This window comes from Rhizobium sp. TRM95796, from assembly GCF_025779995.1.
Taxonomy (GTDB): Bacteria; Pseudomonadota; Alphaproteobacteria; order Rhizobiales; family Rhizobiaceae; genus Rhizobium_E.
This window is the reverse complement of the sequence record NZ_JAOXHE010000019.1, coordinates 14,987-30,501: the sequence shown is the minus strand read 5'-3', so window position 1 is coordinate 30,501 and position 15,515 is coordinate 14,987. Positions and strand designations below refer to the sequence as shown.

The 15,515-nt window shown below is 63.3% G+C and carries 16 protein-coding genes; 3 read left to right on the top strand and 13 right to left on the bottom strand.

What is annotated here, in order from left to right:
- Positions 1-32 precede the first annotated feature (32 nt).
- From OCK01_RS25635 to OCK01_RS25620, 4 genes are read right to left on the bottom strand one after another with little or no spacing between them, the layout of a single operon-like run.
- Positions 33-314, bottom strand: a complete 282-nt coding sequence (locus OCK01_RS25635) for a metal-sulfur cluster assembly factor (protein WP_263826427.1) — start codon at positions 312-314, stop codon at positions 33-35.
- The gene (locus OCK01_RS25630; RefSeq protein WP_263826426.1) at positions 311-823 is read right to left on the bottom strand and encodes a DUF2249 domain-containing protein; all 513 of its coding nucleotides are present in this window, start codon (positions 821-823) and stop codon (positions 311-313) included. Before OCK01_RS25630 ends, OCK01_RS25635 begins: the two co-directional genes overlap by 4 nt.
- An 11-nt stretch (positions 824-834) precedes the next feature.
- Complete coding sequence (locus OCK01_RS25625; protein WP_263826425.1) at positions 835-2,166, bottom strand: hypothetical protein; 1,332 nt, start codon at positions 2,164-2,166, stop codon at positions 835-837.
- Positions 2,167-2,190: 24 nt separating this feature from the next.
- Positions 2,191-2,460, bottom strand: a complete 270-nt coding sequence (locus tag OCK01_RS25620; protein WP_263826148.1) for a DUF2249 domain-containing protein — start codon at positions 2,458-2,460, stop codon at positions 2,191-2,193.
- A gap of 188 nt (positions 2,461-2,648) precedes the next feature.
- On the opposite strand from OCK01_RS25620, the gene hemN reads away from it, so the two are divergent.
- Entirely contained in the window at positions 2,649-3,998 is a 1,350-nt protein-coding gene (gene hemN / locus OCK01_RS25615; protein WP_263826424.1) for an oxygen-independent coproporphyrinogen III oxidase, read from the top strand.
- Positions 3,999-4,078: 80 nt separating this feature from the next.
- On the opposite strand, the gene OCK01_RS25610 is transcribed toward hemN, so the two are convergent.
- The 6 genes from OCK01_RS25610 to OCK01_RS25585 all read right to left on the bottom strand — a co-directional run bounded on the left by OCK01_RS25610 (position 4,079) and on the right by OCK01_RS25585 (position 9,669).
- Positions 4,079-5,974, bottom strand: a complete 1,896-nt coding sequence (locus OCK01_RS25610; protein WP_263826423.1) for a nitric oxide reductase activation protein NorD — start codon at positions 5,972-5,974, stop codon at positions 4,079-4,081.
- 7 nt (positions 5,975-5,981) lie between these two features.
- Positions 5,982-6,794, bottom strand: a complete 813-nt coding sequence (locus OCK01_RS25605) for a CbbQ/NirQ/NorQ/GpvN family protein (protein WP_263826422.1) — start codon at positions 6,792-6,794, stop codon at positions 5,982-5,984.
- 59 nt (positions 6,795-6,853) lie between these two features.
- A complete protein-coding gene (locus tag OCK01_RS25600; RefSeq protein ID WP_263826421.1) occupies positions 6,854-8,197 on the bottom strand; it encodes a cbb3-type cytochrome c oxidase subunit I in 1,344 nt (447 codons plus the stop codon).
- Positions 8,198-8,218: 21 nt separating this feature from the next.
- Positions 8,219-8,671, bottom strand: a complete 453-nt coding sequence (locus tag OCK01_RS25595) for a c-type cytochrome (protein ID WP_263826420.1) — start codon at positions 8,669-8,671, stop codon at positions 8,219-8,221.
- A gap of 163 nt (positions 8,672-8,834) precedes the next feature.
- Positions 8,835-9,119, bottom strand: coding sequence for a cytochrome C oxidase subunit IV family protein (locus OCK01_RS25590; protein ID WP_263826419.1), 285 nt, complete (start codon positions 9,117-9,119; stop codon positions 8,835-8,837).
- Between the two features lie 4 nt (positions 9,120-9,123).
- Entirely contained in the window at positions 9,124-9,669 is a 546-nt protein-coding gene (locus tag OCK01_RS25585; protein ID WP_263826418.1) for a cytochrome c oxidase subunit 3, read from the bottom strand.
- 116 nt (positions 9,670-9,785) lie between these two features.
- Between OCK01_RS25585 and OCK01_RS25580 the strand changes: the two genes are divergently transcribed.
- Entirely contained in the window at positions 9,786-9,941 is a 156-nt protein-coding gene (locus tag OCK01_RS25580; protein WP_263826417.1) for a hypothetical protein, read from the top strand.
- A gap of 13 nt (positions 9,942-9,954) precedes the next feature.
- On the top strand, positions 9,955-10,626 hold the full coding sequence (locus OCK01_RS25575; protein WP_263826416.1) for an NnrU family protein: 672 nt from the start codon (positions 9,955-9,957) through the stop codon (positions 10,624-10,626).
- Between the two features lie 222 nt (positions 10,627-10,848).
- On the opposite strand, the gene cysG is transcribed toward OCK01_RS25575, so the two are convergent.
- The 3 genes from cysG to nirD form a co-directional block, all read right to left on the bottom strand.
- Positions 10,849-12,324 carry a siroheme synthase CysG gene (cysG, locus tag OCK01_RS25570; RefSeq protein ID WP_263826415.1) on the bottom strand — a complete coding sequence of 492 codons (1,476 nt, stop codon included), beginning with the start codon at positions 12,322-12,324 and terminating at the stop codon, positions 10,849-10,851.
- Positions 12,296-14,953, bottom strand: coding sequence for a nitrate reductase (locus OCK01_RS25565; protein ID WP_263826414.1), 2,658 nt, complete (start codon positions 14,951-14,953; stop codon positions 12,296-12,298). The genes cysG and OCK01_RS25565 overlap by 29 nt, the downstream gene beginning before the upstream one ends.
- Before the next feature lie 225 nt (positions 14,954-15,178).
- Positions 15,179-15,514: a nitrite reductase small subunit NirD gene (gene nirD / locus OCK01_RS25560; RefSeq protein WP_263826413.1), complete on the bottom strand. Its 336-nt coding sequence runs from the start codon at positions 15,512-15,514 to the stop codon at positions 15,179-15,181.
- Position 15,515 lies beyond the last annotated feature (1 nt).

Here is a 15,515-nt window from a genome sequence, read left to right as displayed (position 1 = left end):
CTGGCCCCTCCCGGCTTTCCTTTCTTCACAGTTCAGGTGCGCATGCGGTCGGGCTTCCAGGGCGAATCATAGGTCAGTTCGACCTCGACGGAGGCCGCGAGATCCGACGCCAGCGCCCTCTCCCTGACAGCTTCGACCAGAAGGCCCGTCGCAGGACAGCCGCGCGTCGTCGTGGTCATGACGATGCGGAGCCCGCCCTGCGGCGTGAGTTCGGCTCCATAGATCAAGCCGATGTCGACGACGCTCAGGCCGAGCTCGGGATCGATGACTTTTGAGAGCGCTGCGGCCAGTTCGGGGGCGAGATCGGCGGTCATGCCGCCTTCTCCCCGCGCCGGATCATGACCCGGAAGGTTTCGCCCGACTTGTCGTAATTGCCGACCCATTGATGGCCGCGCTTGACCAGTTCGGGGTAGAGCAGGATCGGCTCGCGGCCGAGCGCTGCGAACAAAACTGCGCCCTTGGGCAGCGTTTCCAGAGTCTGGAGAATGCGCAGCATCGGCTGCGGCGGATCGAGGTCGGTCAGGTCGAGCTCAACGGCCGGATCCGGCCAGGCATCGGCGCCGTCGGCGTCGTCGGAAGCGCGCACGGCGATGATCTCGGGCAGAAAGCGAACTTCGAAATCGCCATCCTCCAGTTCCAGCACCTCGTGGCGGAAGCCCTTGCGCGCCATCACCGAAAACAGCGGCTGCGGCTTGAACGGGGCGATCAGCCTCAGCCCCTGGTCGGGGCCGAGCGCATTGACGCTCGCCATGATCTCGGCGAAGGGCTCGACGCCCGCCTTCAGGATCGGCCTCACATCGAGGTCCTTGTACTCCACGGCCATGATGATCTCCTTCAATTCGGATTGGCGGTGACGAGATGCGGGCGCACTGCGCCCGAGGGAAGCCGCAGGCGCTCGGGCGCGTAGCTCAGCCGCCGGGCGCGGATGATTTCCAGCCCAAGCCCCGCCACCGTCGCAAACTGCGCCCAGGCGGCGAGCCGGAACCAGAAATCGAGCCCCAAGAGCAGGCATAGACCGCCGGCGATGACTGCGACATGATACAGCGCAAAGTGCATCCGCGCCTTCGGCTCCCGGACGAGATCCTGCACGCGCGGCACGGCGCTGCGGCCCATCACCGGCCCATAGGCTTCGAGCCAGGTCAGGAATGGAACGATCTTGTAGACTTGCGCAAGACCGAGGCCGGAAAGCCAACCCATGGCCAGACAATAGACGCCGGTTTCGAGAAGCGGCGCAGACGTCGCAACGGTTTGCGACAGAAAGATAAGCACGAGACCGGTCGGCAGATGCAGCACGGAGGCCAGGCCTGCAGACGTGTTGAGCTCAAGCGCCTTGCGGCGGCGGGCGAGAAACATGGCGACGAGATCGGCCAGATAGCAGACAATCGAGAGCGCGAAGGAGGCGCTGGCGGGCCAAAATGCGACGTCGCGAAACTCCGGGAGCACCCAAGCCGTCATCGACCCCGCCCAAAGCGACATAAGACCGATAAAAGCCGCAACCCCGAGCCAGCGTCCGAAGCGGCTCTCTTCCGGGGCCAGCATGAACATCGAAAACAGACGGTAGCTCACTCCGATGGCGGTGAGCGTCATCCAGCCCACCAGGCCCGAAAAAGCGTGAGCGGGAAGGCCATGGGCAAGAAGATCGCCCGCCCAATCGGGTATGACCACGCCGGCGAGTAGACAGGAAAATGCGAGGCCGAGGCCGGCCGTGACGGCAAGCGCCAAGAGGCCGAGCAGCACCAAAAACCCCGGCGGATCATGCTGCTTTCGCGCCATCAGCGTGGCCGCGATCGACAGAACATGGACGCCAAATCCGATGAGGAGCAGAATGCCGCCGATCGGTAGAACGAGAATGTCGAATTCGAGCCGACCGCCAAGGGACAGAAAACCCAAAAGCAGCAGAAGCAGCCCGAAAGAAAGCGCTACGAGCGCGGGCGCGGCAATCCAGGGCAATCGCGGCGAGGCTGCCGCCAGCACTGGCGCAAATTGCAGGAGCGCGCCCAGAAACAGCAATCCCAGCCAGCCGATCGCGATGAGATGCACAATAACAAGCGTGTCCGGAGCCCCCTCATCGGCGGACGGAAAGCCGAAGCCGAATCCCATCAGCGTAAGCCCTGACAACAGGCAGGCGAGAGCGACGGCGAAATAGCTCATGGTCCAGCGTGACAAGGGGGCTCCCGGCATGATCGGCCCTCAGTGACCGCCGCAGCAGCAGTCGCAGCCGCCGCCTTCGGCGCGGGTGATCAGTACTTTCCAGACGTCGGGACCCTCCTCGACATAATCCCAGCCGAATTCGTCGGGAAAGCGCGTCATGATCTGGTGATGCAGCGGCCGCGGATCATGGTCGCTGGTTACCTGCATGGCGCGTCCCGGCTCGAGCTGGGCGAGCATGCCGAAAATGGAGGGGTGGCGTTGGCTGGGCGGGATCACCCGCACGTCGATTTCTGGAATGGCGCTCGACATATCGTCTCCGCTTCAATGTTGCTGTCGCGCCGGGTTTTTCGCCCGGCAACGATTGGATAGGTTGAAGCAGCCTCGCACACCTTGTTCCGGAACAAACTGCTTGCATTTCGTCAGGCCGGCTTGCGTTGGGGCAAAGAAGGCCGGGCAGGAAACGCGTAGGCCTTGACAGATAAATCAGAGGAAACGCCATGTCCGACGCCGTCATCGCCCGCTATGGAGAGGCGCGCCTGCCGCGCTACACCAGTTATCCCACCGCGCCGAAATTCGCCGATGCGATCGGCCCTGCAGACTATGCCGAATGGCTGAGGGGCGCGCGGGGCGGCCAGACATCGCTCTATCTGCACATCCCTTTCTGTCGGTCGATGTGCTGGTATTGCGGCTGCCACACCACCATCACCGAGCGCGACCAGCCGATCATCGATTATCTCGATGCGTTGACGCGGGAAATAGAGATGGTGTCCCGGCTGACGGAGAGCGATCTCGATGTCAGCGAGATCCATTTCGGCGGCGGCACGCCCACCATCATCAAGCCCGACGAATTCATCGGCTTGATGGCGCGGCTGCGCGGCAGCTTTGGCGTTCACAGCCGCGCCAATGTGTCGGTGGAGATCGACCCGCGCCGGCTGACCCCGGAGATGACGCAAGCGCTCGGGGAAGCCGGCGTAACCCGTGCGAGCCTGGGCGTGCAGAGCTTCGACCCCCGCGTCCAGAGAGCCATAAACCGCATCCAGTCGGAGGAGGAAACGGCGCAAGCGACCGAGGGCTTGCGGGCAAATGGAATCGGCAGCATTAACTTCGACCTGATCTATGGCCTGCCTCACCAGACCCTCCGCTCCTGCGAGGAAACCGCCCGCGCCTGCGTGGCGATGCGGCCGGAGCGGCTCGCGGTATTCGGCTACGCGCATGTCCCGAGCTTCAAGAAGCACCAGCGGCTGATCGATGAAGCTGCGCTCCCGGACGCCGCCGCCCGCCACGAACAGGCTGAAGCCATCGCCAAGACGCTGGAAGCCGGCGGCTATCGCCGCATCGGCCTCGACCATTTCGCCCTGCCCGAAGACAACTTGGCGAAAGCTGCGGACGCCGGCCTGCTGCGCCGCAATTTCCAGGGCTATACGACGGACCATTGCGACGCTCTGATCGGTTTCGGCGCCTCATCCATCGGCCGTCTCGCCGAGGGCTATGCGCAGAACGCCACGCCGCCCGGCGTCTATGCCCGAGAAGTCATGTCCGGTCGCCTGCCCACGGCGAAAGGCTATCGCCTGACACAGGAAGACCGGCTGCGGGCGCATGTGATCGAACGGCTGATGTGCGATTTCGCCGCCGATGTCGCTGCAATCTCCGTCTTTCACGGTTTTGAGCCCGACATGCTGTTGAGCGGCAATGCCGCGCTGACTGCTCTGGCCGAAGACGGGATCGCGACGATCGCCAATGGCGTCGTTCGGGTCGATGCGTCCAGGCGGTTTCTGATCCGCGCCGTGGCCGCCGCTTTCGACGCCTATCTCAACGATGTCGGGCGCAGCTTCAGCAAGGCGGCGTAAGGGCGGGAAGAACATTTGCTACGCGCGCGAAAAAACCCGGCGGGCGCATATCCGCCGGGTCTTTTTCGTCCTCGTTGTTGTCAGCGGGTCAAACCGCGATAGATCGCCGGCAGCGCCCTCGGCAGTTTACCGATATCGCCGACCACAGTGAAACCATGACGGCCGAACATCACCGGCAGATAGGATTGCGCCTCTTTATCGATGGTGACGGCGAAGACGGCCGCGCCGCTGCGGCGCGCCTCCGCCACCGCCTTGCGCGAGTCCTCCAGCGCGAAACGGCCTTCATAGTGATCGATATCGTTGGGCTTGCCGTCGGTCAGCACCAGCAGCAGCTTGCGGCGGTTGGACTGCTTTGCGAGTTCCGCCGCCGCATGCCGGATCGCTGCGCCCATGCGGGTGTAATAGCCGGGCCTGAGGCCTGCGATGCGGCGCTCCACCCGTTCGCTCATCGGCTCGCCGAAGGCCTTCACCGTCTCGATGCGCACCCAGGCGCGCCGGCGCGAGGTGAAGGTGAGGACGGAATGGTTGACCCCGCAGGCCGACAAGCCATGGGCCAGCACGGCGAGCGCCTCCTTTTCGACATCCAGCACGCGGTGATCGTCATGCCAGGCGTCGGTCGAGAGGGACACATCGACGAGAATGGTCACCGCCAGATCCTGGCCTTGCGGGCGCGAAAGAAGATGGATGCGGTCGCTGCCCTCGCCGCCGGCGGCGAGGTCCGTCTGCCGACGCACCAGCGCGTCGAGATCGAGTTCGGCTCCATCGAGCTGCGCCTTGAGCGTCTCGTTTTTGGGCCGGAGCATTTCGAACTGCCGCCGCACCTTACGGGTATGGGCGCGCGTCTCCTCGGTGGACAAGACGCTCGTCTCCGCTTCGCTCGCGGCAGCGGTGACGACCCGGCAATAAGAGGGCATATAGGCGCCGGTCCGGTAGTTCCATTCGGGATAGCTGATATCCGCCTCGATGGCTGCGGGATCGACCGCTTCAGGCGGCAGGTCGAGATCGAAGCGGAATTTGGAGGACGGCCGTTCCTTGCGCCGGCCCAGTGTAATCTCGTCGAGGTCGTGGGCCGCATCGCGATCGGCCTCGTCATTGTCGTCGGTGGGACGGTCGACATTGACCATCTCGGCCATCGCCAGGATCTTCTCAAAACGGTTGAGGATGAAGGGCGAGCGGTCGCTGGCGCCGCGCTCGGTTTCGCGATCGGCGCGGTAGCGGCCGGCGGAGCCCAGACCGTCGCCAATCGTCGCCGTGTCCTCGTCGGCCTCGGAGTCGCTAGACGCCTCGGCGCGTGGCTCATAGCGCGGCCAGAGCGGTATCGGCATCAGCGGCTGATAGCCTGCCGGCGCGCTGCATGGAAAGATCGACGGCGGACAATCGATCGGCAGACCCGCGCCGGCCTTGAGCATGGCGAGCGCCTCGTTCTCCACCAATTGCTCCACCGGCGGCAGCACGCCGCGCCGGCGGCCAGCGAGCATGCCGCGGCAGAGCGCGGCGTAGCGCGACGCCAGTCCCGGAAAGGCCTGCAGCGTCCGCCGCGTCGCGCGCTTGGACGCGTCCAGCGCAGCGACATCAGCGTTCAGCGCGTCTTTCGCATCGGTGGCGGTCAGCTCCATCTGCGCCATATAGGCAGCAAGCCAGATATAGAGATCACGATTGAGCGCTGCTTCTGGGAAGAGATCGATCACCGGCGGCAGTTGCACAGCGCCGCGATCGCGCGCCGCCGGCGCGGTCTTTTCCTCCCCTAGCCCCACCAGTTGGCGGAGGCGCAGCCGGTGGCCGCTGGCTCTGACATGGGCGGGCCCGAGCTGGGCTGCAGGCTCGCCGCCGAAGCCGCGAAAGCAGGTCGTCAATACCGGCTTGACGTCATCGAAGCTGACGGCGGCCTGCGAATAGCGCGGCATGCTGGAGGTAGAGCCCACCAGCCGGTGCCAGACTTTGCCGACGCTCTCCTCGAGTTCCAGGAATTCGAACATGGCGGCCTCAGGCGATGATGGCAGCGGCGACTTCGGAAAGCGCCGCCTTGACGTCGGCGTCGTCGCTCAGGGGCTCGATGATGGCGGCGCGGATCGCATCCTTCCGGTCCATGCCGCTGTCGATGAGGGCGGCGCAATAGACGAGCAGCCGGGTCGAGACGCCCTCTTCGATATCGGCGCCTTTCAGCTTGCGCAGCCGGCCCGCCAGCTCCACCAGAGGCGCAACGCGGGCTTCATCAAGGCCGCTTTCGATCGCGACGACGGCGATCTCCTGCTTCTTGGGCAGGAAGTCGAACTCGATCGACACGAAACGCTGCTTGGTCGAGGGCTTCAGCGCCTTCAGCATCGTCTGATAGCCGGGATTGTAGGAGACGACCAGCATGAAGCCCGCCGGCGCCGCGAGCGTTTCGCCGGTCCGTTCGAGCGGCAGGATGCGGCGGTCGTCGGTCAGGGGATGCAGCACCACCGCGACATCCTTCCGCGCCTCGACGATCTCGTCGAGATAGCAGATCCCGCCGTCGCGCACGGCGCGGGTCAGGGGCCCGTCGACCCAGATTGTATCGCCGCCCTTGAGCAGATAACGGCCGGTCAGATCGGCGGCGGCGAGATCGTCGTGGCAGGACACGGTGGAGAGCGGCAGGCCCAGCCGCGCCGCCATATGGCTCACGAACCGGGTCTTGCCGCAGCCGGTCGGGCCCTTGAGAAGCAGCGGCAATTGACGAGCCCAGGCGGCTTCGAAGAGTTCGCATTCGCGACCGCTCGGGATGTAGGGTGGAATATCGATGGGTGCGCGTTCGCGCGCGGTGGAGAGCATATTCATGACGTCACTCCGAGATGGGGAAAGGAGATGGCCCCGCCCGAGGCGAGGCCGAAGGACGGTCATTCAGCCGCCTGGAGGCTCGCTACGGGGGTCTCGCGTTCGCGGCCCGGCACGAACAAAGCCCAGAGGAACATGACGGCCGAGAACAGCACGAAGACGCCCGAGCCAAGCCGGATCCAGTAAAACAGCGCCAGCTGGTCCTGCACATCCATGTAACTTTCGCCGAGAACCCGTTGCAGATGCACTTGCAACACGCCCGCGAAGGTGAGCGCGAAGGTCATCACCGACATGGCCGAGCACATGATCCAGAAGCTGATCATCGACAGCATCTGGTTATAGGGCGCCCGTCCCCTGAGTTCCGGCACGGCATAGGCCATCATCGCGAGGTTGAGCATCACATAGGCGCCGAAGAAGGCGAGATGACCATGCGCGGCGGTGACCTGTGTGCCGTGGGTGTAATAGTTGACCGAGGACAGCGTATGAAGGAAGCCCCAGACGCCGGCGCCGAAAAAGGCCATGACCGAGCAGCCGAGCGACCAGAGAATGGCGGCGCGGTTGGGATGCTTGCGGCCGGCCTTCCAGGTCATCACGAAGGTGAAGACGACCATGGTGAAGAAAGGCGCGACTTCGAGCGTCGAGAAGATCGAGCCGATCCACTGCCAATAGCCCGGTGCGCCGATCCAATAGAAGTGATGGCCGGTGCCGAGAATGCCCGAGAATAGCGCCAGCCCGACGATGACATAGAGCCACTTCTCCACTACTTCGCGGTCGATGCCGTTGAGCTTGATCATCAGGAAGGCCAGGACAGAGGCCATGATCAGCTCCCAGACGCCTTCCACCCAGAGATGGACGACGAACCACCAATACATCTTGTCGAGCGCGAGATTGGCGGGATTGAAGAAGGCGAACAGGAAGAAGATCGCCACGCCCCAAAGCCCGAAGATCAGGATGTTGGTGACCACCGTCTTGCGGCCCTTGAGCACCGTCAGGGTGACGTTGAACAGGAACATCAGCGCCACGACGACAATGCCGACCTTGATGGCGAAGGGCTGTTCGAGGAATTCGCGGCCTTCATGGATGTGCAAGAGATAGCCGACGACGGCGACTGCCGCCGCAACCAAGAACAGCCAGAACTGCGCCACTGCGATGCGGGTGCTGTAAAGCTCCGTCTCCGCCTCTTCAGGCAGCAGGAAATAGGTGGAACCCATGAAGCCCATCAACAGCCAGACGATCAGCGCATTGGTGTGGATCATGCGCACGATGTTGAAGGGCAGAAACTCCGACAGCGTGTTGGGCAGGACATAGATCGTGCCGGCGAGGACGCCGAACAGGATCTGGGCGAGGAAGAGGCCGAGCGCGCCGTAAAAATACAGCATGGCGACCTTCTGGGTCTGATATTTCATAATGATGCTCCTTCCCGTCTCTCAACCGGCCTCGTTGGGCGGCCATTTCTGGGTCTTGATCTTGCTGGTCCAGCGCAGGAATTCGGAGAGATCGTTGAGTTCCTGATCGTTGAGGTGGAACTGCGGCATCTGACGGCGACCCTGGATGCCTGAGGGCTGCGCCGCCATCCAGGCCTTGAAGGTCTCGCGCGTTGTCTCGACATCGTCGTCGCCGCCCATGCGGGTCCAGACATTGCCGAGCTCGGGGGCGAAATAGGCGCCTTCGCCGAGCAGCGTGTGGCAATTGATGCAGGCGTTCTTCTCCCAGACGCGCTTGCCGCGTTCGACTGCGGGGGTGAGCGTGCTCTCGTCGGTGGAGGTCGTGCGCATGTAGTAGTGGCTGTGCGCAGTCAGCCCGATGAAGATGGCGAAGAAGAAGGCCGAGCCGCCATAGAAGACGTTCCGCGCTCCTGTTTTGGTCAAATAGTCCGACATGTCTGTCCCTCTCGCTTCCCGCGGACAAGGCGCGGGATCGGATGATGCGGAGGCCGGCGCGCCAGCCCCTCTGGTCAGGGATGCCGGAAGAGGCGCGCGCCTTCTTTGTCGGAAGGCAAATAAATCTGACGCTAAAAATGAGAGGCCCCGAAGGGCCTCCGCGTCAGCTGAATAAAAAGGGAATGGCGGCTTTCGCGGCCGCGAGCGCCGTGAACAGCGCGGGCCACGCGATCAGCGCCGCAGCAAGTCGCGGCCGCTCCCCGCGCAGTCCCATGAAATCGAGAATGACGATCCGCGCCTTGATGATCGTCAGACCTATGATCGCGGCGAGCGCCCAGAGCGGCAGCGCTTGGTGTTTCCATTGCGAGACGATGAGCGAGGCGGTGATGGCGATGAGGAAAAGCCAGATGGCGCAGCCGAACAGCCAGCGCGTTTGCATGGTGCGCATGAGATCACCCGAGATAGACGATGGGAAAAATGACGAGCCAGACGAGATCGACCGCATGCCAGAGTGTCGCGACAAGGGCGACATTGCCAGGCTGAGGCCGCCGCGCCACCAGCAACATGATCAAGCTCAGAAAGACGACATGGGCGAGATGGAAGCCGGTGATCAGGAAATAGAGTTCGAAGAAAGCGTTGAAGCTCGCTTCGCCTGCGAAATGCAGATCGCCCCGATATTCCCAAGCCTTGATCGCGGCGAAGACGACGCCGAGACACGCTGCCGACCACAGACCGATCTTGCGGCCCAGCTCGGAATTGGCTCGCACGGCCGCCGCCGCCCACCAGCCGCTTGCGAGTAAGACCAACGTGTTGAGACTGGCGAGCCGCGTGTCGAGATGGAGCTTGGCGACGCCGAAATCCTCCGGATGAAGGAACGACATCACCAGGAAACCGCCGAGCAGCACGCCGAAGGCCGCCAACTCGCTCCATACCAGGATCCAGAGAATGAGGTCTCCGCCTTCGTCCTCCACTGCAGTGCTGTCTGTGATCGCCGCCATCGCCGTCGCTCCATTTCGTTAAATTGGAGTAGCACGGCGATATTTTCCCTTCTTTGCTCTTTGACAAAGAGCACGAGGCTTGGAGAGCGGATAGATCGGGAAAAGGAGATTTGGCCATGACGGATGCGCAGACAGGGCTTGCGGTGGCGACGCCGGTGATCATCGGCTTTTCGATCGCGCTCTACAGAATGGGCGTGCTGCAGCGCTACAGCGCGGCGGTCGCGGTGACGGCGTCGATTGTGATCGCCGGCGGGCTGTTCTTCCAGCAATAGGGCGGAGGCTACCATGTCGCGCCTCATCCTCGCGCTCGCCGTCTTCATCGCGCTGCATTCTGTTCCGGCGATCCCGGCATTGCGCGGTCGGCTGATCGAAAGGATGGGCCGCCGGACCTATCTCGTCGCCTATTCCATCGTCTCGACGCTGGTGCTCGGCTGGCTGTTCTATGAAGCGCTGCAAACGGACTATATCGAGCTTTGGGAGCCTGCGCCCTGGCAGGCGTGGATTACCTTCCTGCTGGCGCCGATCGGCCTCTTCCTAGTTTTTTCGGGGTTGATCAGCCCGAACCCGTTTTCTGTTACGTTGAGGCGACAAACGGACAGGATGGGCGTGATCGTCAGGCTCACCCGTCACCCGGTGCTCTGGGGCTTCTTCCTCTGGGCGACAGGCCATATCGCGCCCAATGGCGATCTACGGTCGCTTCTGCTGTTCGGCGGTTTTGCGCTGTTTTCGCTGGGCGGCGTGGCGATGCAGGAGCGCCGCAGCCGCAAGCGTCTCGGCGCACGCTGGGCGGCTTTTTCCGAGGGGACATCGCTGGGCTTTCGCAATCCGCTTGGCATTGGCTGGGATGCGCCGGTCTGGCTGGCGTTGGGGCTTACCGCGTTTGCGGTCGCGCTTCTGCTGGGAGGCGGCCATCTGGAGGCCTTCGGTGTCGATCCAATGGCGATGGCAACGGGTTGAGTTTGAAGTGATCGGGCGACGTAGGAACTTCATGCATGACGCCGAAACCAAAGAGATCGTCGACATCGCCCGCGATCTGAGACCCAGTTTCATGGCGCGACGGTGGCAATGGATGTCAGCCGCGCCGGCGGCAATTTCGAGAATAAGAAAGCCCACCACACCTATCCAATCGACCTCCCCTCCCCATCAATGACGCCTCCCTCTTTGTGAGTTGATCGTCGCTCAGCCGACCAAAGTCCTCAAATTTGTTGTCGGCGCGGCGGTTTTTTTAGTGGACATGCGGCTTGCTGCGGCGGCTCCGAACACTTGGCCGACACCGATCAAGACCGGTTCGTCAACGCCAATCCTGTCCATGGCTGCGCCGAGATCCTCGAGCCGGCCAACCCAGCGCCGCTCTGTCGTCCTGCTCACCGAAGACAGGATCACAACCGGCATATCTGACGGCGTCCCCGCCTCACGCAGGCGTTTTTCGATATGCCCGGCCATGCGTCCGCCCATATAGAAGATGCTCGTCTGATGCGGCTGAGCCAGCGACGCCCAGTCGATCGTCCGGGGCAGGTCGTGGTCCCTGGAGTGGCCTGTCACGAAACGCACTTGCTGGGCGTGGTCGCGATGCGTGAGAGAGGTTTTCAACGAAGCGGCCATGGCCGAGGCGGCTGTAATGCCGGGGACGATGTCAACGGCAATGCCCTCGCTCTCCAGCCGGGCAATTTCTTCCCCCGCGCGACCGAAGATCATCGGATCGCCGGATTTCAGCCGAACGACGCGTTTGCCTGCCTTGGCGAAGCGAACCATCATGTCGTTGATGTCGTCCTGTTTGCAGCTTTCGCGGCCGCCGCGCTTGCCGACCAGAAATCGCTTTGCCTCCCGCCGCGCCAGTTCCAGAACCTCCGGTGAAACGAGGTCGTCGAACAGAATGACGTCAGCGGATTGCAAGGCGCGCATGGCCTTGAGCGTCAGGAGTTCCGCGTCGCCGGGACCGGCGCCGACCAGGGTCACAGAGCCAGTTTGCCCGGAGATCTCGTCAGTCAACGCAAGCAACGCTTCGCCCGCGTCGTCCGGCGGTGGCTCATTGGTCGTCAGGCTTCGGAGAGCGAAGCGCTCCCAGAACGCCCGTCTCGCGAGACCCGGGGCTAGCCGGCGATTGATGCTTTCCCGGAGCGACTGGGCAAGTTGGGCCCATTGCTTCAGCGCCGGCGGCAGCAATGTTTCGATCCGCTGGCGGATGGCCTGGGCGAGGATAGGCGCCGCTCCATCCGTCGAGATGGAAACGATGACCGGCGAGCGGTTGACGATCGAGCCGAACTGGAACTGACAATATTCAGGCTTGTCGATCACATTGACCGGAACGCCCGCCGCGCGAGCGGCGCAGAAGAACGCCTGCGCTTCGGCCTCGTCGTCGCAATCCGCGAGCGCCATCGCAGCACCTGTGAAGATCGAGCAAGACCAGGGTCGCGCATGATGTCGTAACGAGGCCCGGTCGAGCAAGGCGATCATGGCGTCGCCGAGTTGGGTCGTCTCGCAATAGAGATCGACCTCGGCGCCGCAGGCGAGGAGCAGCTCGGTTTTCCACGCCGCGGCGTCCGAGCCGCCGGCCATGACCACGCGTTTTCCCGCGAGATCCCAGAAGACAGGCAGTTTAGCCAGGGGCGCGATGCGGGACTCAGTCTCATTCGGCGGCAAGGATATGGGTCGCATCGAGAATCCTCTTGATGTCGGAGCGGCAGGAGCCGCAATTGGTTCCGGCGTTCAACGCCGCGCCAATGGCGTCGACGGAGCGGCAACCGCCTTGCGCCGCAGCCAAGATGTCGTTGACGCCGACCGAAAAACAGGAACAGACGATCGCGCCTTTGTCCGAGCCGGCCGCGGCGGGGCGCCCCGCGATCAGCGCAGTCCGGGCGCGAAAATCTGCATGACGGACCTGCAACTGTTCCGCCGCCCATTGGCGCGACACTTCGACGGGACCGCTTGAAACGAACAAGGCGGCGAGGAGCCTCTCACCGTCGAAGGCGAGAAACCGGTGATCGCCACTATTCGCATCGTGATAGCCTGTGAGTTCTCCTAGACCTTCGGCCTGCAGATTGCGACTGAGCCAGGCTTCCCAGCCATCGGCTGGCGGATCGCCTGCAAATTCCAAACGATAGCCTGCATCCGCCTTGGCGATCGCCCAGTAGGAAAACGGCAAATCGGTGGGGCGGCCGGCGGACACCAGAAAGCCATGGGTCGGCGCCGTATAGCGGCTCACGGAGACGCGGCCCATCTTGAGGGCGGGTTGACCCGACACCGGATCGACGCGGGACGGGACGAGAGTATCGACCCGGGCGCTTGGCGCGGTTTCTGCCGTCCAATGCATGGGCACGAAGACCGAGCCGCGCATCTGGCGATCGGTGATCAGCGCCCGCACGACGATCGAGGCGCCCTCGGGGCTTCGAAGGCGAACGAGATCGGCGTCCCCGATGCGATGATGACGCGCGTCGTGCGGATGTATTTCACAGAAGGGTTCAGCGATATGGGCCGACAGTCGCGCGCTCTTTCCGGTTCGCGTCATCGTATGCCAGTGATCGCGGATGCGGCCGGTGTTCAGGGTGAAGGCGTATAGCTCGTCCGTTTCAGACCGCGCCGGGGCGTGAACCGGAACGAACCTCGCCTTGCGGTCTTCCGTGAAGAAGCGACCATCCTCGAAGAAGCGCTTGCGCGACGATCCATCCTTGAAGCGAGGCCACTGGAAAGGCGTCAATTGCTCATAGGTTTGTTCATCGATATCCGCATAGGCCCCGATATCGAAGTCGCGCGCGCCGTCATTTTCGAAGGCCGACAAGGCCGCATGTTCGGCGAAGATTTTTGCCGGAGAAGCATAATCGAACGCCGCGGCTAACCCCATCCGCTTGCCGACTTCCGCCATTTGTCGCCAATCCGGCAGCGCTTCGCCGGGCGATGCCAGGAATGCGCGCTGTCTGGAGATCCGTCGCTCCGAATTGGTCACGGAGCCCGATTTTTCGCCCCATCCCGCTGCGGGCAAGAGCACATGAGCAAGCCTGGCAGTATCTGTATTCTTCTGGATGTCGGACACGACGACAAATGGACAGGCTCGAAGCGCATCCCGTACGAGATCGGCTTCGGGCATGGACACGACAGGATTGGTGGACATGATCCAGATCGCCTTGATCCGGCCGTCGGCGACCGCCTTGAACATGTCGACGGCCTTCAGTCCGGGCCTGTGGGCGGGCGCCGGGGCTTTCCAGAAGCGCGTGACGAGATCCCGATGCGCGGGATTCTCGATGGCCATATGCGCCGCGAGCATATTGGCGAGCCCGCCGACTTCGCGCCCGCCCATGGCGTTGGGCTGGCCGGTCAAGGAAAAGGGACCCATGCCGGGGCGGCCTATGCGGCCGGACGCCAGGTGGCAGTTGATGATGGCGTTGACCTTGTCCGTCCCGGACGCCGACTGGTTGACGCCCTGGCTGTAGCAGGTGACCACCCGTTCGGTGGCGCAGAAAAGCCGGTAGAATTGACGCAGCGCCGGCATGGAAAGCCCGGTCGCCTCGGCGATTTCCGCCATGTCCAAACGGGCGGCGGCCACCAGCGCTTCGCCGATCCCCGACGTGTGCTTGCCGACAAAGGTTTCGTCGATCCCGCCGTTCTCAGCGAGAAAGGCAAGGAGACCATTGAACAAGGCGACGTCGCCGTCCGGGCGCATCTGGAGATGCATGTCGGCAATGTCGGAAGTGGCGGTCCGGCGCGGGTCGATGACGATGACTTTCATCGTGGGTCGGCTGGCTTTCGCCGCCGCCAGGCGCTGGTAGAGCACCGGATGGCACCAGGCCATGTTGGAGCCGACGAGCACCACCAGATCCGCGAGTTCCAGATCTTCATAGCAACCGGGCACGGTGTCCGAGCCGAAAGCGCGACGATGGCCGGCGACGGAAGACGCCATGCAGAGCCGTGAATTGGTGTCGATATTCGCCGAGCCGATGAAGCCTTTCATCAGCTTGTTGGCGACGTAATAGTCTTCGGTAAGCATCTGACCCGAGATGTAGAAGGCGACCGCGTCCGGGCCATGCTCGGCGATGGTCTGGCGGAAGCGGCTGGCGACGACATCGAGAGCCTCATCCCAGCTCTTTCTCACACGTCCGACTTCCGGATAGAGCGCCCGCCCGTCGAGATCGAGCGTTTCGGCCAGAGCGGATCCCTTCGAACACAGCCGGCCATAATTGGCGGGATGTTCGGGATCGCCCTTGACGCTGACGTGGCCATCATTGTCTACCCGGGCGATGACGCCGCAGCCGACGCCGCAATAGGGACAGGTGGTGCGAGTTTCAGTGGGCATTGTCGCTCCCAATCCGGGAGGCTGTACCCCCCTCTGCCTTGCCAGGCATCTCCCCCTCAAGGGGGGAGATTGATCCGGAGTGAGGGCATCGCTTGGTCACGACGGTCCGAGCAAAATGCAATAACGCTGGATAGGCAATCGGTAGCCGGCGCCATCCGATCTCCTGCCTTGAGGGGGAGATGTCCGGCAGGACAGAGGGGGGTATCCCAACAGCCGCCATCGTCATCATTCCGCCGCCATCATCACGGGCGTAAGTCGGATCGACAGACGTCCGTCGATGTTGCGCACCGGCATGGTCCTGACTGCGCCGTCATCCGCGCCGAGCGCTTCGCCGCTTTCGAGCGAGATCACCCAGTTGTGCAGCGGGCAGGTCACGGATTTGCCGTGCACGATGCCCTGGCTGAGCGGCCCGCCTTTGTGCGGGCATTGATCCTCGATGGCGAAAACCTCGTTTTCGGCCGTGCGGAAGACGGCGATCTTGCCTTGCGGCGTCTTCACGCAGCGGGCGCCGCGCAGCGGAATGTCGTCGATATGGCCGATGGCGATCCAATTGCTGTCCATG